At 51.6% G+C, this 21,797-nt stretch carries 21 protein-coding genes, 1 tRNA gene and 1 pseudogene; 4 read left to right on the plus strand and 19 right to left on the minus strand.

Going from position 1 to position 21,797, the window contains the following annotated elements:
• Positions 1-27 precede the first annotated feature (27 nt).
• The 8 genes from BUC02_RS10085 to BUC02_RS10120 form a co-directional block, all read right to left on the minus strand.
• Positions 28-3,096 (minus strand): glycosyltransferase family 117 protein, encoded by a 3,069-nt coding sequence (locus BUC02_RS10085; protein WP_254794186.1) that lies wholly within the window; start codon positions 3,094-3,096, stop codon positions 28-30.
• Between the two features lie 19 nt (positions 3,097-3,115).
• The gene (gene nusB / locus BUC02_RS10090) at positions 3,116-3,550 is read right to left on the minus strand and encodes a transcription antitermination factor NusB (protein WP_254794187.1); all 435 of its coding nucleotides are present in this window, start codon (positions 3,548-3,550) and stop codon (positions 3,116-3,118) included.
• 101 nt (positions 3,551-3,651) lie between these two features.
• Positions 3,652-4,113 carry a 6,7-dimethyl-8-ribityllumazine synthase gene (gene ribH, locus BUC02_RS10095; RefSeq protein ID WP_073322239.1) on the minus strand — a complete coding sequence of 154 codons (462 nt, stop codon included), beginning with the start codon at positions 4,111-4,113 and terminating at the stop codon, positions 3,652-3,654.
• A gap of 3 nt (positions 4,114-4,116) precedes the next feature.
• On the minus strand, positions 4,117-5,370 hold the full coding sequence (locus BUC02_RS10100; RefSeq protein ID WP_073322188.1) for a bifunctional 3,4-dihydroxy-2-butanone-4-phosphate synthase/GTP cyclohydrolase II: 1,254 nt from the start codon (positions 5,368-5,370) through the stop codon (positions 4,117-4,119).
• A complete protein-coding gene (locus BUC02_RS10105; protein WP_072799199.1) occupies positions 5,363-5,962 on the minus strand; it encodes a riboflavin synthase in 600 nt (199 codons plus the stop codon). Before BUC02_RS10105 ends, BUC02_RS10100 begins: the two co-directional genes overlap by 8 nt.
• Positions 5,963-5,988: 26 nt before the next feature.
• Positions 5,989-6,915 (minus strand): YfiM family protein, encoded by a 927-nt coding sequence (locus BUC02_RS10110; RefSeq protein ID WP_254794188.1) that lies wholly within the window; start codon positions 6,913-6,915, stop codon positions 5,989-5,991.
• 230 nt (positions 6,916-7,145) lie between these two features.
• Positions 7,146-8,378, minus strand: coding sequence for a beta-ketoacyl-ACP synthase II (gene fabF, locus BUC02_RS10115; RefSeq protein ID WP_073322241.1), 1,233 nt, complete (start codon positions 8,376-8,378; stop codon positions 7,146-7,148).
• Positions 8,379-8,502: 124 nt separating this feature from the next.
• Complete coding sequence (locus BUC02_RS10120; RefSeq protein ID WP_073322243.1) at positions 8,503-9,618, minus strand: nucleotidyltransferase domain-containing protein; 1,116 nt, start codon at positions 9,616-9,618, stop codon at positions 8,503-8,505.
• Positions 9,619-9,727: 109 nt separating this feature from the next.
• On the opposite strand from BUC02_RS10120, the gene orn reads away from it, so the two are divergent.
• From orn to lgt, 3 genes are all read left to right on the plus strand, one after another.
• Entirely contained in the window at positions 9,728-10,264 is a 537-nt protein-coding gene (gene orn / locus BUC02_RS10125) for an oligoribonuclease (RefSeq protein ID WP_073322244.1), read from the plus strand.
• Between the two features lie 99 nt (positions 10,265-10,363).
• A complete protein-coding gene (locus tag BUC02_RS10130; protein WP_254794189.1) occupies positions 10,364-11,629 on the plus strand; it encodes a penicillin-binding transpeptidase domain-containing protein in 1,266 nt (421 codons plus the stop codon).
• A 1-nt stretch (position 11,630) separates the two neighbouring features.
• Positions 11,631-12,503 (plus strand): prolipoprotein diacylglyceryl transferase, encoded by an 873-nt coding sequence (lgt, locus tag BUC02_RS10135; RefSeq protein ID WP_073322196.1) that lies wholly within the window; start codon positions 11,631-11,633, stop codon positions 12,501-12,503.
• A gap of 118 nt (positions 12,504-12,621) precedes the next feature.
• On the opposite strand, the gene BUC02_RS10140 is transcribed toward lgt, so the two are convergent.
• From BUC02_RS10140 to BUC02_RS10155, 4 genes are all read right to left on the minus strand, one after another.
• Positions 12,622-13,950: a TldD/PmbA family protein gene (locus tag BUC02_RS10140; RefSeq protein WP_073322199.1), complete on the minus strand. Its 1,329-nt coding sequence runs from the start codon at positions 13,948-13,950 to the stop codon at positions 12,622-12,624.
• A gap of 42 nt (positions 13,951-13,992) precedes the next feature.
• Entirely contained in the window at positions 13,993-14,226 is a 234-nt protein-coding gene (locus BUC02_RS10145; RefSeq protein WP_073322202.1) for a helix-turn-helix transcriptional regulator, read from the minus strand.
• Between the two features lie 89 nt (positions 14,227-14,315).
• Positions 14,316-15,881: an alginate O-acetyltransferase AlgX-related protein gene (locus BUC02_RS10150; protein WP_073322204.1), complete on the minus strand. Its 1,566-nt coding sequence runs from the start codon at positions 15,879-15,881 to the stop codon at positions 14,316-14,318.
• A 94-nt stretch (positions 15,882-15,975) separates the two neighbouring features.
• Positions 15,976-16,048: transfer RNA gene (locus BUC02_RS10155), tRNA-Arg, on the minus strand.
• A gap of 44 nt (positions 16,049-16,092) precedes the next feature.
• Between BUC02_RS10155 and metG the strand changes: the two genes are divergently transcribed.
• Complete coding sequence (gene metG / locus BUC02_RS10160) at positions 16,093-18,162, plus strand: methionine--tRNA ligase (RefSeq protein WP_073322207.1); 2,070 nt, start codon at positions 16,093-16,095, stop codon at positions 18,160-18,162.
• Between the two features lie 72 nt (positions 18,163-18,234).
• On the opposite strand, the gene BUC02_RS10165 is transcribed toward metG, so the two are convergent.
• The 7 genes and pseudogenes from BUC02_RS10165 to BUC02_RS10190 all read right to left on the minus strand — a co-directional run.
• Positions 18,235-18,633, minus strand: coding sequence for a HepT-like ribonuclease domain-containing protein (locus BUC02_RS10165; protein ID WP_073322210.1), 399 nt, complete (start codon positions 18,631-18,633; stop codon positions 18,235-18,237).
• A gap of 31 nt (positions 18,634-18,664) precedes the next feature.
• On the minus strand, positions 18,665-18,943 hold the full coding sequence (locus BUC02_RS10170) for a nucleotidyltransferase family protein (protein WP_073322213.1): 279 nt from the start codon (positions 18,941-18,943) through the stop codon (positions 18,665-18,667).
• A 55-nt stretch (positions 18,944-18,998) separates the two neighbouring features.
• Positions 18,999-19,073, minus strand: a pseudogene (locus tag BUC02_RS16740) (DUF3368 domain-containing protein); the annotation flags it as partial.
• Complete coding sequence (locus BUC02_RS10175; RefSeq protein ID WP_073192209.1) at positions 19,070-19,357, minus strand: UPF0175 family protein; 288 nt, start codon at positions 19,355-19,357, stop codon at positions 19,070-19,072. The gene BUC02_RS10175 and the pseudogene BUC02_RS16740, both read right to left, overlap by 4 nt.
• Before the next feature lie 47 nt (positions 19,358-19,404).
• Positions 19,405-19,617, minus strand: coding sequence for a helix-turn-helix domain-containing protein (locus tag BUC02_RS16745; RefSeq protein ID WP_073322216.1), 213 nt, complete (start codon positions 19,615-19,617; stop codon positions 19,405-19,407).
• Between the two features lie 157 nt (positions 19,618-19,774).
• Positions 19,775-20,905, minus strand: coding sequence for an FISUMP domain-containing protein (locus BUC02_RS15705; RefSeq protein ID WP_217653079.1), 1,131 nt, complete (start codon positions 20,903-20,905; stop codon positions 19,775-19,777).
• A gap of 508 nt (positions 20,906-21,413) precedes the next feature.
• The coding region (locus BUC02_RS10190) for a V-type ATP synthase subunit K (RefSeq protein ID WP_073322246.1) at positions 21,414-21,797 on the minus strand (384 nt) is incomplete at its 5' end.

Consider the following 21,797-nt stretch of genomic DNA (forward strand, 5'->3'; position numbering starts at 1 on the left):
CGTATCCTCTCTTCTTATCGCAAAAATTTACTTGGCAGCTACTACAGCAGGTTCGTTAGCAGAATCTTTTTGGAGAGAATCGGCCGGAGCGGCCGGCACGGGTTCTTCAACCTTCAAAGGTTCGTCGGACATCTGTTCAATCTGGCGGGCAGCCATCATCAAGCGTGCTCGGCCACCTTCTTCGTAAGCCGGGACATTTTCAAGACCGCGGTTTACCACATCCTGGGCCTTGGCCTTCTGGCCAGCGGCTTCGTAAACGAATGCGGCAGCCCAATAGTTACGCCATTCGCTCGGGAACTGCTTCATGCCCATCTCGAGGTACTTACCGGCAGAAGCGGCGATGCTGTCCACCTGGGACATTCTTTCGGCCGTAAACGGATGCGTGTTGCGGAGCGTAGAAATCTTGTCGCGAGCATCGAAAGAAATCTGCAGGTAGAGCGACACGTAGCCAGAGAGCAGGCGTTCGGTTTCTCCGTTGATGTAGGCCGTACCGTCGCCGAGGCCACGGAACTTGAACACGGAATCAATGAGGTCAGCCGTATACTTAGCATCGAAGGAATTGCGTTTCGGAGTCAAATCACCCTTCACGAAATTGTATACCATGCCTTCTTGTACCATGTACTTTTCGAGACCCATGAAGTTGGAAGTACCGACGGTCGTCGAAATTTCAATAGGCTTGTCCATATTCTGGAGAGCAAGGTCAATCACCAACTTGTGCTGCGTGAGCATCATGCCACTACGGGTACGGGCTGCCCATTCGGTAAAGGCGTCCCACACCTGGTAATGCACCTTGAACTGCAATAGCTTTGCAGAATCGGCCGGAGAAAGTTCCTGACCTTCCATGGCGTCAATGCGATTCTTGAGCTGCGGCATCAGGCGCTGTGCGTTCTTGACCCAAGTAGAAACCTGATGGTTCGGGTTAGAGGCAGAGCTGTTGTCCAGCACCATGTCGCGGTCAATGGCAGCCTTGTCGTAGCTAAGCTTGAGGATCGGTTCGTTGTCGAGCATCTGCTTAATGTACCAATCGGTATTACCGAGCGAGAGGTTCACCACGCGAACGTCCTTACGCACACCGGCCACTTCCTGAGCAAACCACAGCGGGAAGGTATCGTTATCACCATTGGTGAAAAGGATAGCGTTCGGGCGGCAGCTATTCAACAGGTTGAAAGCATAATCCCAAGGAACCCAAAGGCCAGAACGGTCATGTTCCTTGTAGTTCGAAATGCAAGGTACCAGGAAGGACACAGCAACCAAGGCTGCAGCCACCGGGTTGGCAAAGGCAGCAAAGCTAGACGTTGCAACCAGGAACACCAGGATACCGGCACCGATACCGTAAATCATGCTCATGACAATGAATGCCGGAGTATAGAAGTAGTCACGTTCACGCACTTCCAGGTGCACGGCATCGGGGAACGGAGCACGGCTACCCACCTGGGCAAAGCCGCTTTCAATCTTCTGCCAGTTCTGCCAAACAGCGGAATTGGTATAGCCATCGATTTCACGCTGGATATCGGCAAGACGAGCTTCGTTTGCACCACGGGCCTTGAGCGTTTCCAGGCGGATCTTGGCATGTTCGATATTCTGGCGCATATCGATGAGTTCGTTCGGGTCCGGCAGAGCCGAAATACCCATACCGCGGCTGTTCAGGTCTTGAACATTGCGGCTCATCACAGACACCCAGTAGTCATGATCGCGCTGTTCCATGCGAGTGCCGTCGGCAAAGTTGATGTAGAACAACAGGCCGAGAGAGCAGAGAGCATAAAGTACAGAAACGAACACGCCCACGTTGCGGTTGCGCTTCCAGACAAACACGCAAACCATCACCAAAAGGCCGTTAAAGAGCAAGAACATCATGAACTGCGGGAGCGTTGCATCGCCCATGAAGCTCATCTGTGTGGGGAACTTGATACCGAAACGTTCCACCGGCTGGTTGTCGGCAGCATCGAAGGTATAGACGCCGTTGGCGTAGTTCACATCGCCCACCTTATACGGCAGGTACTGAGCCATCTGGTATCCACCGTAACCCATGTGCGGGAAGGAGAGGAACTGGTGGCTAATGCGAGAACGACGATAGAAGGCACGACTAATCATGCTTTCGGAGCCGTACTGCTTACGTTCAATGAAGTTATTGAAGGCGACCCAGTTTTCATCCTTGAACAGGTTACCCAGCTGGAGGTTGCCTTGTTCATCGCGGATGTTGATTTCAGGATCGTTTTCGTCGATAATCGGGTTCAATTCCGAACGGATCGGAATGTAGAGGTGCGTGCTGTAACCAATCAGGGCAAAGAAAGCAAATGCCAAGGACAGACGCATGCTGCGCTGCACACCCTTGTTCTTGATAGGCTTTGCAAGGCAAAGAATCGAAAGAGCAATCAAGCAGATGAAAGAGATTTCAATAAAGGCAGACACCATGTAAATCACGGAGCAAAGGAGCGTACCCGTAATCCAGATAGGAATGCGTTCTACAATCTTCTTGGGTTCGGCCACGAGCAAGAGCGCAAACACGGCAGGAACCGTAAGCATGGTGTAAAGGTGAGCGCCCACGCCGAGGAAGGCGATGTAGCAAATGAAAATCAGGATGCGGTCGCTGTATTCTTCGTTACGCTTGTTGTACCAAACGAGGCCGAGGTAAGAAACGAGCATCAAGATAAACATGGCGAGGCCGTAGACTTCGGCTTCGACAGCATTGAACCAGAATGTGTCCGAGAACGTGAGCAAGAATCCCGCCACGAGTGCGGAAGTCGCAAGCACGGCCGTACGGACCTTACCGGTAATCTTTTCGGCAAGGGCATCGGTCTTAAGGACCGTCGCCAACAGTTCCCAGGCAAAGAGAGCCGTCACATAGACTGTCGCCGCAGAACTCACCACCGAGATGTAGTTCACGCGCTTTGCAATTTCACCCACGAACGGGAGCAGCACGATGACTGCGCGGGCAAGGAACACAAAGAAGGGCGTTCCAGGAGGATGCGGAATGCCAAGCGTATTGGCGCAAGCGACAAATTCGCCGCAATCCCAGAAGCTTACCGTAGGAGCCATTGTCAGCACATACACGATCAGTGCCACAAATGCCGCAATGCCTGCGAAGATATGTTTCATCCATTTTTCCTTGAGCATTTTACTTTTCCTTGGGTTCGGTGACAACCATGCCACGGTTACGCATAAAGCCGGTCAAAAGGCCATTGACAAAGGAATCCGAATTGTCGGTGCTGTACTTGGCGGCAATCTGCACCGCTTCAGAAATAGCGACCTTCATCGGGATTTCGGGGATGTAAGAAAGTTCGACCATCGCAATGCGGAGCACAATGCGGTCAAGGCTTGCCATGCGGTCCAGTTCCCAGTGGGCGGCCGCGGCCTTGATGTTTTCGTCGAGTTCTTCGCGATGGGCCTGCACCAGGTCCACCAACTTCATTCCATACTTTTTCTGTTCAGCATGAAGGGGCTGGGATTCAAGCACTCCCGGAAGAGCCTCCCCTGCGGTCTGGCCCGTAATTTCCATGGCATACAAGAGCTGCATGGCAAAAACTCGGGCGGGTCTGTAAGATATTTTCATAATCAAGATTCAGATGTGAAATGTGAAGTGTGAAATGTGAAGTGAGTAATTAGGCATTTGTCATTACACATTCCACATTACACATTATCAAAAGTTCGTTTCTAGATATCCTTGTAAAGGTTTGCCATTTCGACGGCGGTAGATGCCCAGCTGGAGCCGAGGTTGCCGGCCTTGAGGCCTGCACGGTTCATAGCCTGGTCCACGGTATCGGTGGTGAGGATTCCAAGAATCACGGGGAGCTTGCCTTCGGCAGCGATGTTTGCGATACCGCCGGTAGAAGCGTTCACCACCACGTCGTAGTGGCTGGTTTCGCCGCGAATCACGGCACCCAGCGCCATCACGGCACTGTACTTGCCGCTGTCAGCGAGGCGACGGCACACGCCCGGAAGCTCGAATGCACCCGGCACATGCACGACGGTGATATCCTTGTCTACTACACCAAGCAGTTCAAGTTGACGCACAGCCCCTTCCAGGAGCTTGTCCGTCACGACCTCGTTAAAGCGGGCAACGGCGATTGCCACCTTGAGGCCCGTTCCATTCAGGGAATTCTTGATTTCGTTCACCATTTATTTTTCCTCTTTCAAATTTTCTTCGGACGCAATGCCTGCAGCACCGGCAGCTTCATCGACATGCAGCTGGTGTCCCATCTTCTTCTGCTTCGTGAGCAGGTAGAACAAGTTTTCCTTGTTCGGCTTAATTTCGATCGGCACGCGTTCCACGATCTTAAGGCCGTAAGCCGTAATGCCCGAAATCTTGCTCGGGTTATTCGTCAAGAGACGCATTTCCTTGACGCCGAGGTCTGCCAAAATCTGGGCGCCCGTACCGTACTGACGCAGGTCCGACTTGAACCCAAGGTGCAGGTTCGCTTCGACCGTGTCCATGCCCTTTTCTTGCAGTTCGTAGGCGCGGAGCTTGTTGCAAAGACCGATTCCACGGCCTTCCTGGCCGCGCATGTAAAGGAACACGCCGCCGTGCTCGCCGATGAACTTCATGGCGGCGGCCAGCTGTTCGCCGCAATCGCAACGCAAGCTACCAAAGATATCGCCCGTCAAGCATTCGCTATGCACGCGCACGTAAACCGGCTTGCTGAAGTCGGGGTTTCCGGCAACCCAAGCCACATGTTCCACGCCGTCAGTCTTGCTACGGTAAGCGTAGGCGGTAAAGTCGCCGTACTTGGTCGACACATGCGGAGCGGCTACGCGCTGCACGAGCTTTTCGTTTTTCAGGCGGTAGTCGATCAGGTCGTGGATCGAGATAATCTTGAGGTTAAACTTCTTCGCCACTTCCTGAAGCTGCGGCATGCGAGCCATGGTGCCGTCTTCGTTCATGATTTCGATAAGGGCGGCTGCAGGTCTTAGTCCAGCAAGCTTTGCGAGATCGACTGCGGCTTCGGTATGGCCTGCGCGACGGAGTACGCCCTCTTCCTGGGCGTACAGGGGCGAAATATGCCCCGGCCGCCCAAAGTCGCTGGGCTTGGAATTCGGGTCCGAAAGGGCGAGAATCGTTGCCGCACGGTCGTGAGCGGATACACCCGTGGTGCAGCCTTCAATTTTATCGACCATGATGGTAAACGGAGTCCCGAGAATCGAGGTGTTCTCGGCGGTCTGCCGCGTGAGGTTCAATTCATGGCAGCGCTTGATCGGGAGCGGTGCGCAAAGCACGCCACGACCTTCGTGGAGCATGAAGTTCACCTTTTCGGGTGTAATCTTTTCGGCGGCGATCACAAAGTCGCCTTCGTTTTCGCGGTCTTCGTCATCGACCACGATCAAAAACTTGCCGTTCTTAAAATCTTCGATGGCCTCTTCAATCGTATTAAGCAAGGTCTCGTTCCTTCAGATAATTTTCAATATACTTGCCGAGCATGTCGACTTCCACATTCACGATGGTTCCCGGAACCCAGTTGCGCAGGTTCGTGCGGGCCAAGGTTTCAGGGATAATGCACACGCGAATGGAATCTTCGAATTTTTCAGCGACCGTCAGGCTGATTCCGTTGAGCGAAATCGAACCGCGGCGAATCACGTAGCGACGCAGGTCTGCCGGAAGTTTCAAATCCACTTCCACACCCGTTTCACGCGGAGTCACCTTGATGACTTCGGTAATGCAGTCCACATGGCCCATCACAAAGTGACCGCCCATAAAGCTGTCTGCACGACACGGAAGCTCCAAATTCACCAACTTGCCGACAGCGGCCTGCTTGAAGCCCGTGTTTTCCACCGTCTGGTGCATCAGGCAAAAAGTGGCTTCGTCATCGGTGCAAGATTCTATGGAAAGACAAACACCGTCGTTCGCGACACTGTCGCCCAACTTACAATTTTTAAAAAAGCCTGGTGACTTAAGGCGCATAGTAAGCGCATCGCCCCTACTTTCGATAGAAACGATTTCACCGGTAGATTGAATAATTCCCGTAAACATACGGAGCAAATATAGAAAAATAGCTACTAGAACTTAATCGGATACAGCAAGTACCAGTGGAATTCGGGATAAACTTGCACGGTCGGGGCCGGCAGCTTGAAGTAATTCAGGTACTTCACGATGGTGCGCGCCATACGGCTCTGCGGGCGGAAAGCTTCCAGGTCGTAATCGAGCGCGATATAGACTTCACGATGCGGGTGCGGATCGTCCGTAAACACACCCTCGTCGATGCTGAGGCCCGCCGCCAGGGCAAGCCAACTCGGGTAATACGCACGGGCGGCCTTCGGCAACAAGCGATAAACCTTGAACGAAGCCCAGAAGGTCTGATTGCAGTAATCATCCGTAAACACGCCCGTATCACTTTGTCTGTAATACGCCTTGGAATTGATCCAGTAACTCCACTTGAGATCTACGTACTTGAACACGGGAACGTAGCGCTCCGCCATCGGCAGAAAGCCACCGAGGGTTCCCGAAAGCACGTCAAAAATGCTGAAGCCCCACTCCGGCGAAAAACCGTCTTTTACGTCGATTGCAATATGGGTCGCCATTGCCGAAAGGCCTGCGAACAAGTAAGACTTGAACTCGGAAATACCCGCCCAGCGGTAGCCTTCGTAAAAGGACTCGCCCATCATGACGCCCGAAGCGAAATGGCCGAACTTATCCAGGTTCAAGGCGTAGTCAAAATCATTTTCGAAATGGAAATCACTCCCCTGTTCGTCCCACCAGCCTTTCTGAAACACCAGCCAGTAAGCGGCACCGTAGGCAATCAGCACCGTCGAGGCCACGCCCACGCCCTTGGCGACCGAAAGTTCGGTCGTATCACCGGGGTCTTCGCTGCGGTAATCCCATGTAGAATCGCGCCAGGTCGGCGGATCGTAAGGGGCGGCCTGCAAGGAAACGCTTGCAAACAGGAGCGACACCAAAGCAATCGATATGGAACGAAAAATTTTCACGGAGACAATTATAGAAAAGTAGGACGTTAGAAGTAGGAAGTAGGAAGTTAGAAGTAGGAAGAAATAGCTAACAAATTTTTACAGTCTACAGTCTACTTCCTACTGTCTACTAAATAAAAAGCCCTGGAGAATGAACTCCAGAAGGCTTTTGTAAATGTGTAATGTGTAGTGTGTGATGAGAAATGAATAATTTTTAATTAGTCATTACACATTTCACACTTCACATTGAATTAGTTGCGGCCGAGGAGCAGCACGCTGTTCTGGCCACCGAAGCCGAAGCTGTCGGACATGGCGTAGTTGAACGAGTGGCTGGTGTTCTTGTTGGCGCACACATCGAGGTGGATGCGTTCGTCCTGATTGAACACGTTCGTGGTCGCGTGAATCATCTGATTCTGCAAGGACTTCACGGTGATGATGGCTTCGAGAGCACCGGCGGCGCCGAGAGCGTGGCCGATCATGCACTTGGAAGAGTTCACCTTGAGGCTGTCGGTGGCGCCGGCAAAGACCTTTTCGAGTGCGGAGCATTCAGCAACGTCGCCGAGCGGAGTCGAAGTACCGTGGGTGTTCACGTAGCCCACATCCTTCGGGGAAATACCGGCTTCGCGGAGAGCCATTTCGATAGCGAGGCGCACGCCTTCGCCGTCTTCACGCGGGGCGGACATGTGGTGAGCGTCGGCGCTCATGCCGATGCCGGCCACGCGGGCGAGAATGTTGGCACCACGCTTCTTAGCGTGCGTAAGGCTTTCGAGCACGAGAATGCCGGAACCTTCGCCGATTACGAAACCGTCGCGGTCCTTGTCGAACGGACGAGAGGCCGTCGTCGGATCGTCGTTGCGCTTGCTCAAAGCCTTCATAGAGGTAAAGCCAGCGAGAGCGACATTGTTCACGGTTTCGTCGGTACCACCGGCGAGCATGATATCGGCGCGGCCCAAGCGAATCTGGTCGTAGGCGGCGGCGATAGAATGGTTAGAGGTGGCGCAAGCGGAAACCACTGCGTAGCAGGGGCCCATCCAGCCAGTGCGGTTGGAAACTTCGCCAGCGGGCATGTTCACGATAGACATCGGAATGAAGAACGGGGACACGCGGCTCGGGCCACGGTTCGAAAGCGAAACGACGGAGTCGCTATAAATCTGCATACCGCCGATACCGGAACCGATAATCACGCCAGAGCGGGTCGGATCTTCGTTTTCGGGAGAAATACCGGCGTTCTTGAGTGCCTGGAAAGAAGCATACACAGCGTACTGGATGCACCTGGACAGACGGGACGAATCGCGCGGGGAAATAAATTCAGAACCATCGAATTCCTTGACGGCGGCAGCTATCTTGATCGGATAGTTGGTCACGTCGAAGCGATCGATCGTTGCGAGTCCGGATTTACCTTCCAGCAGGTTGTTCCAAAGGAGTTCCGGCGTATTGCCGAGGGCGGAAACACACCCCATACCTGTAATTACAACTTCTTCCATAGTGCGCCCAAATATAGAAAAAAGCAAAGTAACTTGGGAGCATTTTGTCTTAAATTTTTAGATATTTAATACAATATGTTTACATTTTTATCACAGATGCCAACTTTTCAGTACAAAAAAAGTACTAATGGTACAAATCCCAAATAGAAACGCGTCGGTGTCTGATTCTAAGGGGAATCGATTTAACAAAGCTTCTCCAATACTCTATTTCGTGCCAAAAAACCTCGGACGGAGAAAAGGGCATCAGTCGAATCGATTTCCAACGGTTTGTAAACCAGCGACGGACAAAATTCATTCCATGCAAATCTTTGGCATTTACACGGTTAAGCCCGAAATTTCCGCTATCGTAGACTTCCGCAAGCACCTTTTTGCCCATTTTTTCATCGGGCGCCACAAGCATCTTGTCTCTTTCCAGGCCAAAAACCTCATGCAAAGCCCACATAAAGGCACCGCCCAAGCGTTTAAGGCCAAAGCTCCCTAATTTTGAAGCGACTTCGCGACGTTCTGCGTCTGTCGAATGCTGCAACAAGATAAAGTAGTCGACAAACTGCTTAAGTCCGACCCCCTCATTGAAAAAATGCCTTTGAAGATGCGCCAATTGCATAACAAGGGCAAACTTGATAGACGGAGACCAAAAACCTTCGGGCACCCGCTCCGTATTCAAAATTTCGCGTTCCAGATAACGCTGCAGGCGCGCATTCGCAAACGGACTCAAGACGCCAGAAGACGGCTTGAAATGAACTTCAACAGCAACTTTGCCCGTATTGAGCAAATGGACATGGTGCGGAGCGTTTTCACCAGTTTTGTCAAGTTCGAAACCCATCTCTTTCACAAGGGCGACAACGCTTTTTCGTCCGCCTTCCACCCACAAGTCAATATCGCCCGCATGCCGCATAAACGGGTCCGGGTAAAGCCTTGCGTTTGCAGCCCCCTTCAAGACAGCCGTCTTGCGCCCTTTCGCAGCAAACAGTTCCGTATACCTCGCGGCTTCGGCGTTCAGAAGCTCATTATGTCCCTTGACTGTCTCCGACTCACTCGCCCACTGGAACATCAATCCTATCGGAGGGCGCTTTTCTTTTGGTAAATTGCAAACGGCACGGTAGACAACCGCAGCCACCAAATGACGCAAGCTATCCAGATGAACCGCTTCCCATTCAGATTCATTTAATTTACAATCAAATATCTGTGGATCACACTTGGGCGAAACAGCCATTCGCAACAATTTGTACAGAGGCTCCATATTCAAAAAATAAAAAAAACAATGCCGCTAGGCGGATTTGCATTCATAACAATCCGGCTGTACAATTTTGCTCTTCATTTTTTTTTAAATTGTCCGCGTTATGGCAAGAATTAAAAGTGCACCAAACCTCGTCTGGATGGACCTTGAAATGTCGGGTCTCGAGCCGGAGAGGGACGTCATTCTCGAAATCGCGACAATCGTCACCGACCCGAACTTGAATATTTTGGCCGAAGGGCCCGTCTTGGCGATCCACCAAACCGAAAACGTTTTTGAAGGCATGGACGACTGGAATAAGCGTCACCACACCCAAAGCGGACTCGTGGAACGCTGCCGCAAGTCGACGCTCAGCATGGCCGACGCCGACAAGATGACCCTCGACTTTATCAAGCCCTTCACCACCGAACGCGGAAACGTGCTCTGCGGGAATTCTATTACGCAAGACAGGCGTTTTCTGTACAAGTACATGCCGCTTTTGACCGGCTGGCTGAACTACAGGAACATCGACGTGAGTTCCATCAAGGAACTGACCTTCCGCTGGTACCCGGACTTACCGGAATTCCAGAAGATGGAAAAACACCAGGCCCTGGACGATATCCGCGAAAGCATTGCCGAACTCGAATACTACCGCAAGACGATTTTCAAGTAAAGTTTAAACTTTAAGATGGACTATAATAATTACCTTCCGAAAAAAAGACTCCCCTACGCAGTCAGGATCCGCAACCGAATTATCGTTTTTTCCGTTTTTATGGGACTTTGCGCCCTGTTGGGCACTTGCATTTTTGGCGAGAAAGCCCCCCCGAAACCCGCTGAAGAGGACGAGTATGCAGAAACGGTAGATTCTACTGCCGCCAACGCCGCTCCCCTGCAGACCGAACAGCTTAACGAAACGGGGATTTTCCCCAAGGCCGATTCAGAAGACCTGGTGAACATGCAGGCAACCGTTGCCGCTGCAGTTGTTCCCGAGAACCCCGCCGAAGCAGACGTTATCGACAGCACACACATCAAGGCTCAGAAAGACGTTTTCCTGGCCGAAAAGATTGACAACCTGCTGCGCCGATTCCGCCCCGAACACGCGGTGATACTGATGGTAGATCCCCAGAGTAACGAAATCATTGCCTGGGGCGAACGCCGCAACGACCACGTGCAAGAAAAGCCCGACTACTTTATCAAGAACACCTTCCCCGCAGCATCGCTTGCAAAGACAGTCACCATTTCGGCGGCCATGGAATCAAACCGCTACTCGCTCACGTCGCAAATTCCGATGATTGGTTCTAGCATCCACCTTTACAAGAATCAGTTGCGCGTCAAGGAAGGCTACAAGGGTCCGTTTATTGAACTGCAAGACGCTTACGCCAGGTCCGCAAACCCGCCCATGGGCATTGTGGGCATGAACGTGGGTGCCGAACGCCTGCGCAGCGCCGCCAAGAAACTTGGCTACAACACGAACTTCCCGGGAGCGCTCCCCCCGCGCTCCAACTACGCTCCGCCCGACACCGGTTACGGTCTCGCCGAAGTCAGCAGCGGCTTTACGGAAGCCACCACCTTGACACCGCTCCTTGCGGCAGCACAGGTCCGCGCCATTCTCATGAAAAAGCCGCTCGAAATTCCGTGGGCCGCAAACCTGGACGGTTACGCCCCCAAGAGCCGCATCGCGCTTGATGTAGGCAAGTTCAGCGACAACACCTATTATGGCCTGCGCGAAGCGATGATTCGTACTGTCACGCACGGTACCGCACGTAAAAACATTTCGACCAGGCACATGGCCCGTAAGAACTACGAAGCTTTAAACATCGGCGGAAAGACGGGCTCGCTCGACGGGCACGACCCGTACGGCCGCTACGAATGGTTCATGGGTTTTGCACAATCCAAGGCAGACCCGAACAAGGCGGTAGTGCTTGTGATTATGCAGGTGCACGATTTACAAGGTATGCGCTCGCAGCCGGCAACCCAGGTCGCCGGAATGCTGTTTAACTATTGGGCTCACCAATATTTACCCAAGAAAGGAAAGTAAAATGGAACCGACATGGTGGAATCTAATCCCTTCTTATTTTGACGGAACGGCCTTTACACTCGGGAGTTTCCCGGTGCGCTGGTACGGCATCATGTACATTTTCGCCTTCGTGACAGGCTACCTGACGCTGATGCACGTGAACAAGAAAGAAAAGCTGGGCTACACCAAGGACCAGTTCGACAGCCTGTTCACCTGGATTATCGCGGGCATCATCATCGGTGCGCGACTGGGTTACGTGTTCTTCTACAAACCGGGCTACTACCTTGCAAACCCGACCGAAATCATACTGCCCATGACTCACGATGCTCTTGGCTACCACTTTGCCGGAATCTCAGGCATGAGCTACCACGGCGGCATGATTCTCGGAACGATATTCACCTACATTGGCCTGAAGCGCAACAAGATGAAGGTCTGGGAAGGCCTGAACCTTTGCTTCATGCTTGCTCCGCTCGCCTACACTTGGGGACGCTGGGGCAACTTCATTAACGGCGAACTTTTTGGCGAAGTCACCACGAGCGGCATTGGCATGTGGTTCCCGCTCGCCCACGACAGCCCTATCGAAAACCCAATTCTACACCACCCGAGCCAGCTTTACGAAATGCTGTTCGAAGGAATTATCTTGTTCGCAATCTTGTACAACTTAAGACGAATTCCGCTCTTGCGCGACAAGATGCCTTGCCTATACCTGATGGGCTACGGCTTCTTTAGATTCTTCATCGAATTCTTCCGCAGACCCGATGCGCACCTCGGTCGTGTGGACCTGTTCGGCATGAGCCGCGGACAAACGCTTTGCAGCGTCATGTTCCTGACCGGTTTAATCTGGCTAATTGTACTGATTTACAGGCAGAAGAAAGCAGTAGGAAGTAGGAAGTAGACAGTAGGAAGTAGGAAGTAGGAAGTAGGAAGTAGGAAGTAGGAAGTAGACAGTAGGAAGTAGGAAGTAGACAGTAGGAAGTCTGTTATTAAAAAAGGGTCCCCGTATGGGGACTTTTTTAACAGCTTACCGCAAGCTCACTGATGGCGAGCGCAGGTACCTTTACGCCGGCGAACGGATTGTAGTATTCGTTGCCGACACCGACCACATTCTGGATGATGTCGAAATAGTTGCCCGACAAGGTCACGCCATCGACCGGATGCTGAATCACACCGTTTTCGCACCAAAAACCATGCGCACCGATGCTGAGTTCGCCGCTCACCGAGCTACAGCCGGAGCCGCCTTCGAGGCGCACCACCAAAAGGCACTTAGGGAACAGTTTCAACAGGTCCGCAGTCGAGGACTCGCCCGCCGGAACAAGCATATTCCAGAATGCGGTAGACATCTTGGAGCCGAAATCGCGGGCGCCATTACCCGTTGTGGTTCGTCCAGCCTTCGCGGCGGTTTCCAGGTTGTAGAGCGCTTCGTTAAAGATACCGTCCTTAATGACTTCGACTCGTCGAGTCAAACAGCCTTCGGAATCAAAATACATCTTGGTGCTAAAGGCTTCGCCTGTTGGATCGCACCATAGAGAAAGCTTTTCAGAGGCAATTTTCAGCCCCTCTTTACCAGCAAGACGAGAAGTTCCTTTTTGCATGGACTCTGCAATGAACGGAGAAGCATACATGCTCATGAATCGGCCAGAAATGCGTTCCGAGAACACTACCGGAATCTTGCCGCCTTCAATTTTCTTGGCGCCGAAAAGCTCGGTTGCATAGTTTGCGGCCCTGTCTGCAATTTCGGCGACGGTGAACTTGCTCCAGTCGCGCTCGCTTTTGACAAAGTTACCTAGCTTGCTGATACCATCACGCACAGCGACAGCGCCTGCACCCACCGAGACGGAGTTGCCCTTATCGGTATAGAAAAGACCCTTGTGGTTTGCGACAATCGAAAAGTCTCTGTTCAAGTCGGCTCCCAAGTACGGAATATTCTTGATGTCGGCAGAACGTGCAAACGTTTCTTTTTCAAGTTCGATGCAAAAATCCTTGAGTTCTGCCAGAGTGAGCGATTCCAGTCCTGGATTGTAATTGGGATTCCCTTCCGGAATCTTTGCCGGTGCAGGCAATTCAAAGTTGACCTTCTCGGTCCACTGCGTATGGCAAACGGCATCCTTGATGGTCTGCGCAATCGCTTCCTTCGTCAAGCGTTCCGTATGGGCGTAACCCGGACGGCCATCCTTAATCACGCGAATGCCAAGCCCTACGGAATCCGAAATTTCGGTATTCTGCACTTGGCCCTGAAAAACAGACAAGCCCTCGGAATGGGAATTCGAGGCAATTACATCAAACTGTTCCGCCTCGCCCTTCGCGAGGTCGCACATGCAATTTACAGCATCTATAATATTCATAACAAATCCTTCGGCTCCGTTGCACTCCGCTCAGGATGACACTCACGCTCTCTTTGCCTTACTAGCGAGCATGCGCCAGTAGGCAGCGGGGCTACCGGTCACGGATTCAAGCGCTTCGGCGAGTTCGCGAGTAATTTCAACATTTCCCGCAATTAAGCCCTCGAGAGTTTCCATCGAGACGCCGATGCGACGGGCGAATTCCGCCTTGTCCATCTTGAGCCATTCAATCCCTTCTAAAATCGCCTGCCCCGGAGTGGGTGTTCCATGCCTTGCCATATTTTTGCGCCTCCAGCGCAGTTGGTAGAACTTAGCTGATAGAACTTAGAAAATTCAGCATCCAAGTTCTAAGATCTAAGCTCTAAGTTCTAAAAAATTACGTCCTTCCAGCCTTCGGCGCCAAAGCGAAGGTCGCGTTCCACAAATTCCCAAATTAACAATTTCTTGCCTTTAAGCACGCCGGCCTTACGGGCAAGCTTTTCGCGTACCAAGGTTGATGCGCCGCCATCGCTCACGATAGAGGCTACCGGCCGGCTGATATTCTTTGCAAAATGCGCAATCCAACCCGCATTCACAGGAGCATCAGTCTGGTAAATTCGGCTGAAACTGTCGCCGAGAATCAAAATCTTCGACTTGCGGAAGTCGTCTTTGAAAGGCGTCTTGACCGTATCGCGCACCACCGTAGAATCCGAAAGCGAATCTGCCGGAGCTTCTTCCGTGCGTTCCGAAATTTCTTGCTGGTAAATCACATGGCCTGTCACCTGTTGCGCCTTGAACACGTTAAACTTGTTAAGGCCGCTCATTTCGCCAATGTCACCCATGCGGTCCGCCAAAGAATCGGACACAACATAATTCATGGATGGTTCCCCGATATCGATCATACCCGCATCGACCATCGCGTTTACCTTTTTCGCTATTTCTCCCGCGGCAAGTTCCGCACCCCTGGGAGTCCAGTGTGTATCGTCATCCAGATAAAGCGCACCCAAGTTAGCGTCATCGGCCTTTGCGGCAAGGAGTGGCGTATACAGGTCCACCGTATTCAGCCCGAGTTTTGTCAGGGAATCCAGAATCGCCTTGCCATGTCCAGCAAGCTTCAAGCCATCGACGCCGGTCAAACGTTCCGGATAAATACTCGGCTTACCCGGAGTAATTACCACCAGGAGTTCAACGCCCTTCGCCTTGAGCTGTTCGCGGAACTTGAGAATCGCCTGAATCGGGTTATCGAGTTTTGCGCTACGCACATCCAGCGGAGATGGCTGCACCAGGAATTCGACATCTTGACGATAGAAAAGCCAACGGCCCGCCCCGGAACCGAGCACCACCTTTTCGCCCGGATCATTGAAGATATTCCACACCGCAAGCTGGTACTTGGGGCGGAATGCAAGCACGAGCGCGTTTTCGTCTTCGACCTTGTTTTCGAACGCACGCAGGTAGCGGCTCGTCCACACGCCATAATGCTTAATGCCACAAAGCGCACGCCAAAGCGAGAATTGCCCAAATTCGGCCACCACCGCCTTCAGCGTTGAATCTACCGCTTTGAAGGTTTCAGGTTCGTCTTCCAGAGCAGCCACCAAGGTATCCGCATGTTTCAGCAACTTGTAGTCCGCCTCGGCCGTATCCAGTTCGGCATAGCTGTTCACCGTAAGCGCAACCGCTTCCAAGTCCGAAAGAGCACTGACCACGCCTTCAAGTGATTCGCCCACTTCGGCACCACCGGCAATCGATTCACGCGCCGCAAACCATGCTTCGTTCAACTTGGCCGTCGATTCCGCCATCTTGGATTCGCGCGCAAAAGGGGTATAAACAATATCTTTGAAAATATCGAGGCTTACAAAGCGCTTTTCGCCGCGCAAGTCCGCCACCGTCTGCACCGAAAACGGCAGTAGCAACAAAACGGCAAAAACAACAATAAAAGCAATATAAAGTTTCTTCACACTAGAAAAATAAAAATTTCAGCTTGAAAAGGGGATCCCCGCCTACGCGGGGATGACATAAAAAAAGAGCTGGCAGCCGAAACTACCAGCAAAATACCCGGATCGCGATTCGAACGCGAGTCTGATCCTTAGGAGGGACCCGTTCTATCCAACTGAACTATCCAGGCAAATTCGGTGGCAAATATAACAAAAAATTTCTACATTTGGAGCCATGAAAAATTTTTACGTTACAACGCCGATTTATTACGTTAACGACGCCCCGCATATCGGGCACTCCTACACCACCGTCCTCGCGGACATCCTCACCCGTTTCCACAAGATCCTGGGCTACCAGACGTTCTTCTTGACCGGTACCGACGAACACGGCCAGAAGGTGCAGCGCGCCGCCGAAAAGCGCGGCGTGACCCCGCAGGAACACGTGGATGAATACTACCACCGTTTCGAAGACCTGTGGAAGAAGATGGGTATCGGTAACGACTTCTTTATCCGCACCACGATGCCCGAACACAAGGCTTTTGTGCAGGAATGCCTGCAGAAGCTCTGGGACAAGGGTGAAATTTACTCGAAGGAATACGAAGGTTGGTACTCCGTCGGCGAAGAACGCTTCTTCAGCGAAGACGAACTGGACGAAAACAAGTGCGACCCCATTAGCCACCGTCCGGTGGAATGGCTCAAAGAAAAGAACTATTTCTTCAAGATGGGTTCTTACCAGCAGAAGCTGATTGACTTCTTGGAAAGCCACAAGGACTGGATCGTGCCGGACTACCGTTGGAACGAAATCCGCGGATTCCTGCGCCAGCCGCTGAACGACCTGTGCATCAGCCGCCCGAAGGCACGCCTCAGCTGGGGCATTCCGCTGCCGTTCGACACCGACTACGTGACCTACGTGTGGTTCGACGCCCTGCTCAACTACGTGAGCGCCTCCACCGCCTTCCACAAGACTTATGCCGACGGCACGCCGATCTGGCCTGCCACCTACCACCTCATCGGCAAGGACATCCTCACCACGCATAGTGTGTACTGGCCGACCATGCTCATGGCCCTCGACATTCCGCTCCCGCAGCACATCCTCGCCCACGGCTGGTGGCTCGTGAACGGCGGCGAAAAGATGAGCAAGTCCGCAGGCAACGTGGTGAACCCGATGGACTACATGGAAAAATACGGCATCGATGCGTTCCGCTACTTCCTCGCCCGCGAAATGGTGGTGGGCCAGGACGCGAACTTCACGCACGACGCCTTCGTGCGCCGCATCAACAGCGACCTCGCCAACGACCTCGGTAACGTACTGAACCGCGTGCACCGCCTGGTCATCACGAACTTCGAAGGCAAGCTCCCCGCCGCAACCTCCATCGGCGATGCCGAAAATGAAGTCATCGACCTTGCGAACAAGGTGATTGCCGAAATCAAGGAAGGCCTGCCGCAGGCCCGCCTCTCCCAGTCTATCGAAACCATCATGCAGCTCGTGCGCAGCATCAACCGCTACCTTGAAGTCAAGGCCCCGTGGAAGCTCGCCAAGGACGAAACCAAGAAGGACGAACTCGCGACCGTACTCTACGTTTCCGCCGAAGCGGTGCGCCTTTCGCTCTGCCTCTTGTGGCCGGTGATTCCGACCAAGGCCGAAGAAGGCCTCGCCATGCTCGGTTGTAACTTCCAGAGCGCCGATGACCTCGCCTGGGGTATCCTCAAGGGTGGCGAAGCGTTCGGCGAAGGCAAGCCGCTCTTCCCGCGTATTGAAGAAGAAGTCAAGAAGCAGGAACCGCCGCAGAAACCCAAGCAGAACAAGCCCCTGATGGCTGCTGACGTGCCCGCCGCCATGGACATGCGCGTGGCCCAAATCAAGGAAGTGGCCGACCATCCGGATGCAACTAGCCTCTACGTGCTCAAGGTGGACGCTGGCGAAGGCGAACTCCGCACCATCTGCAGCGGCTTAAAGAACAGCTACAAGGCCGAAGAACTCCAGGACCGCAAGATTTTGCTGTTCGCAAACCTGAAGCCGAGCGCCCTGCGCGGCATCATGAGCCAGGGCATGCTCTTTGCGGGCGACCTCGACAACGAAGCACACACTTGCCGCCTCGTCTCCGTGCCCGAAGACGCTAAGCCCGGTGACCGCGCCCTCTTCAAGGGTGTCGCCCCGAGCGAACCGCGCGAACTCAAGGTGAAGGACTTCGAGAAGATTGCGCTCTCCGTGAAGGGTGGCGCCGTGTTCTGCGACGCTCTCGCTCTCGAGGTGAACGGGAAGCCGGTGACCTGCGACGTGGCCGACGGCAACGGCGTGCATTAATCAAAAAAAACAAATTTAAAACAGGCACCCCGCTCAAAGCGAGGTGCCGTTTTCATTTCTAGAGATAAAATTTTAAAATAAATTGAAATCAATGAACTTGTAAAAGCCGGCGTTTTTCGCCGCTTCAAATTCACCTTCGTCAAAGGACTTGTTTACTAGACCTTCATGAATGATTTTAATAAAGGTTTCTTTTAACGGATCAAGATCGTTTTTTATAGTATTGTAAACGATAAACGAGTCAAGCCCCGCATAATCGTGAACAATCCTGTTTCGCATTCCACGAATTGCCTGAATGTTTTCACTTGCAATTCCCGCTTTGGCTGTGTCCGAGAGCTTATTGATGGATTCGCCGATGTTTGCAAGCAATGTCAAGCACGCATTGAAAACCATCTGATCTTCTTTTTCAAGAAGTTCCTCGGTGGAATGAATATCCTGTGTATATTTTTGAATTTTCAAGAGGGATTCGAGCATTCCCAATAAATGGAAAAGGTCGTTCTTTGGGTCATTCGACACGGATGGACTCCTTGTTTGCTCGATACAAAATAATGGGGTTTGCAAATTTCTCTATGACGACATCCACGGACTTGCCAGTCTTTTCAGAAAGTTCCTTTCGCAAAGACAACAGGTCATTGTAGTCCTGGTAATCACGAACCAGCAGGTCAATGTCATTGGGAGTCGCCGTCCGGACAGACGAGCCGAATACAAAGACATCCTTCAAGCGATACTTTGCAAGAAGCTTGTTTTCACGGAATATCCGTAGTATGTTTTCGGCGAACACCATATTTTTCCCTTTTTACATCATTAATATAATTTATTTTCGCATCAAGAGCCATATGGAGGCTTTCCAGCAAATCAAGGCGTCGAATTTTTAGGAGGGAAATTAGCGGCGTGGTATCGGAGACGACAATCATACCTGTGCGGCCTCTTTGGCTTTCAGGCGTTCATAAGTCGCCACATCCTCTTCCACCTCGCTCCAATCCATGTCGAAATAGGCAAAACCCTCTTTGGCGTAAAGTTCGATAAGTTGCCACTTCGTGATGCCGAGGATTTCTGCGGCACGACCATGCGAAATGGTCTCGTTCTTCACGAACGGATGCAACAACAAGGCCAACTGGACAAGTTCGCCATCTGGCTTCGTAGCAATATACGGTTCCATAGCCACGGGAACCTTAAGCTGCACTGTTGTCATTTCCATAGGGGCCTCCACCATCAATATATATTTTTTTTACGGGAAAGGCAAGCCTAACTCATGGCACCTTGGCTATTGCAAAAAAGTTTTATTTTGAATAAATACTTAATATGGCCCCGCTTTTCGCAGAGCCTATTCACCCACCTACAGACAGTATTGACACCTATCCCGAAAACTTTCAAGGCGACCGAGGCGGAATATCTTCCATCTAGGACATACTCCGCTACCTGGATGCGCTTTTCCTGAGTGTATCTCACATTTGCCATTGTGAATCTCCCTTTTTTAGGCCACACAATGGAAACGATAATACATTTTTACACTCTTGTAAAAACGCAACAGTTCACTCCTACCAAGTTAAAAGTTTGCCAAGTGTGCACCCCTGCGCACACTCTTTTTAATTGTTATGTTTGTGATTTTAAGGGATTATTTCCAAAAAGGATCTTCGTAGTCTTCTACACAACGGACAGACGCTGCATAATCCTTGCGGATATTCGCTTCACGATGAGCCGGATCCGTTATATAATGGCCTTTCGCGCCTGTCACATTAAACTCTTCTGGTTCAAAGAATATGGCCCATTCACCAAAATTAACGTACTCTCCATCCTTTAAATAACCAACAGGGAGCGCAGAAAAGCCGCTACTATTCCACCCATGCCAAACAATCGGAGAGCTCAAACCCCTATGGGACACATCATTTAAACGCAACCATTCTCGACCATTCATTACATGCCAGCCTTCAGGACAAATTCCCTGACGCTGAACATAAAAACCAAATTTTTCCGAATGTCCCTCAGGCGGAACAAAGCTATCCTTGCAAGCACTGCTACTATCCACAAATAGCGAATCGCATGCCTTGGGAAGTCCCATTGCCTCACTCCATGTATAAAGACCTCCAAAACCGTTATCACAATACCATTCATCATCGTTGTAGCAATATTTTTCTACAGCATCGTCATCAAAATTTAGAGAACCTTTCATTATCTGTTTACCATAGTTTAAATTTTCGGCAAATACACGATAAACATGACTCGAATCAAGGAAAACGTACGTTAGCGTTTTGTACACCTGCTTATCTCTTGGATCCGTATAATCTTCCGATGCATATTCACAATCCGGATAGCCGTTACAATAGAATTGTTCCGTCATATCGTAATGGGCGTCGGAGGAACTTGATGGAGCCAAAACATCATAGTGGTCCTTTACCCATGTCCCATTTTCACATTTTCTGTATATAATATACAACCCAGAACGAAGTGTATCCAAATCACCATCATTACATATAGTTTCAGAATTACTAGAAGATGACGAAACCACCCCCTCTTCCGAACTACTGGAATTATTCTTTTTTCCGCTAGAACTAGAACTCTTCAGCGAATCATCTCCAGGCTTTACAGAACTAGAAGACCTCGAACTGCCACCGGAAGATGTTCCTTTGTCCGTAACGGAACTCGAGGAGAGATTTTCATCATCAACGCTACTGCTCGAAACTTCCGCTACCGGGTCAGGGTCGGCACTGCTGGAACTGTCATCACAGGCCGTAATACAGAACATCATAATAGCACAACCCAACAAACAAGTAGAGATCCTTCTCCCCATTCGGGGATCATGCCCACTAAGGCAACAAGTTGCCAAGTGGTCAAAGAGACTCCACTTCGTTCCTACCCAAAGGGCATAACTCAACTTTGACAACAAGTTGTCTAGTTTCGTATAGCTCAGGATGACACTACTATTCGCAATGACGTTTCTATTGTTCTTCATTATACAATTGTAGGTGGTTTTTAGGCAAAAAATGTGTTAAATGGTCTTCTTAGCTCCAGGCATGAACATGTCGAAATCCCGCTGGATTAGTTCGCCTGTGGAGTTGTAGATGTTTTCACCAAGATAATAGTCGCAGACAGTCTCGCGTGAACCATAGTCTAATCCTAATTCACAATACAATTATAAAAAAAATAACGGGGCATTGCCCCGCTATTTTCGTTGTTTAGGAGATCCTTCGACTCCACGCCTCACGGCGTTTCGCTCAGGATGACATTCCTGTCTATTTCCTACTGACTACCGTCTACTAACTCACCAGCATCATCGAGAACACCATGACGAACAGTGCGACGGTTTCGCCGACGCCAAGCACCATCAGGTAGTTCACCAGGCCCTTGCCGGTTTCGCCCAGCGCGTTGCAGGCGTCCGCAGCGGACTTGCCCACGTACCAGGCAGAAGCCATCATGCCGATGCCACCGAAGATGCCGACACCCAGGTATGCAGCCCAGTTGGCCGGGGCCGCCTGGGACTTGTTCAGGATGTACATCATCAGGAGCATGCCGTAGATTGTCTGCGCAATCGGCGCGCCCACGAAGATGAGCAGCGTAAACAGCGCGTTCTTACCCTTGAGATACGCCTTCTTCCAGGCCCCGATGGCCGCCATGCCGGCAGTCCCGCAGCCCAGCGCAGA

It is taken from the genome of Fibrobacter sp. UWOV1, assembly GCF_900142495.1.
Lineage (GTDB): Bacteria > Fibrobacterota > Fibrobacteria > Fibrobacterales > Fibrobacteraceae > Fibrobacter.

What these genes read in the sequence shown, in the direction of transcription:
- BUC02_RS10085 (WP_254794186.1), bottom strand. Translation starts at nt 3,096, where the DNA reads ATGAAACATATCTTCGCAGGCATTGCGGCATTTGTGGCACTGATCGTG.
- nusB (WP_254794187.1), bottom strand. Translation starts at nt 3,550, where the DNA reads ATGAAAATATCTTACAGACCCGCCCGAGTTTTTGCCATGCAGCTCTTG.
- BUC02_RS10105 (WP_072799199.1), bottom strand. Translation starts at nt 5,962, where the DNA reads ATGTTTACGGGAATTATTCAATCTACCGGTGAAATCGTTTCTATCGAA.
- fabF (WP_073322241.1), bottom strand. Translation starts at nt 8,378, where the DNA reads ATGGAAGAAGTTGTAATTACAGGTATGGGGTGTGTTTCCGCCCTCGGC.
- BUC02_RS10120 (WP_073322243.1), bottom strand. Translation starts at nt 9,618, where the DNA reads ATGGAGCCTCTGTACAAATTGTTGCGAATGGCTGTTTCGCCCAAGTGT.
- BUC02_RS10130 (WP_254794189.1), top strand. Translation starts at nt 10,364, where the DNA reads ATGGGACTTTGCGCCCTGTTGGGCACTTGCATTTTTGGCGAGAAAGCC.
- lgt (WP_073322196.1), top strand. Translation starts at nt 11,631, where the DNA reads ATGGAACCGACATGGTGGAATCTAATCCCTTCTTATTTTGACGGAACG.
- BUC02_RS10140 (WP_073322199.1), bottom strand. Translation starts at nt 13,950, where the DNA reads ATGAATATTATAGATGCTGTAAATTGCATGTGCGACCTCGCGAAGGGC.
- BUC02_RS10145 (WP_073322202.1), bottom strand. Translation starts at nt 14,226, where the DNA reads ATGGCAAGGCATGGAACACCCACTCCGGGGCAGGCGATTTTAGAAGGG.
- metG (WP_073322207.1), top strand. Translation starts at nt 16,093, where the DNA reads ATGAAAAATTTTTACGTTACAACGCCGATTTATTACGTTAACGACGCC.
- BUC02_RS10165 (WP_073322210.1), bottom strand. Translation starts at nt 18,633, where the DNA reads ATGCTCGAATCCCTCTTGAAAATTCAAAAATATACACAGGATATTCAT.
- BUC02_RS10170 (WP_073322213.1), bottom strand. Translation starts at nt 18,943, where the DNA reads ATGGTGTTCGCCGAAAACATACTACGGATATTCCGTGAAAACAAGCTT.
- BUC02_RS10175 (WP_073192209.1), bottom strand. Translation starts at nt 19,357, where the DNA reads ATGGAAATGACAACAGTGCAGCTTAAGGTTCCCGTGGCTATGGAACCG.
- BUC02_RS16745 (WP_073322216.1), bottom strand. Translation starts at nt 19,617, where the DNA reads ATGGCAAATGTGAGATACACTCAGGAAAAGCGCATCCAGGTAGCGGAG.
- BUC02_RS15705 (WP_217653079.1), bottom strand. Translation starts at nt 20,905, where the DNA reads ATGATGTTCTGTATTACGGCCTGTGATGACAGTTCCAGCAGTGCCGAC.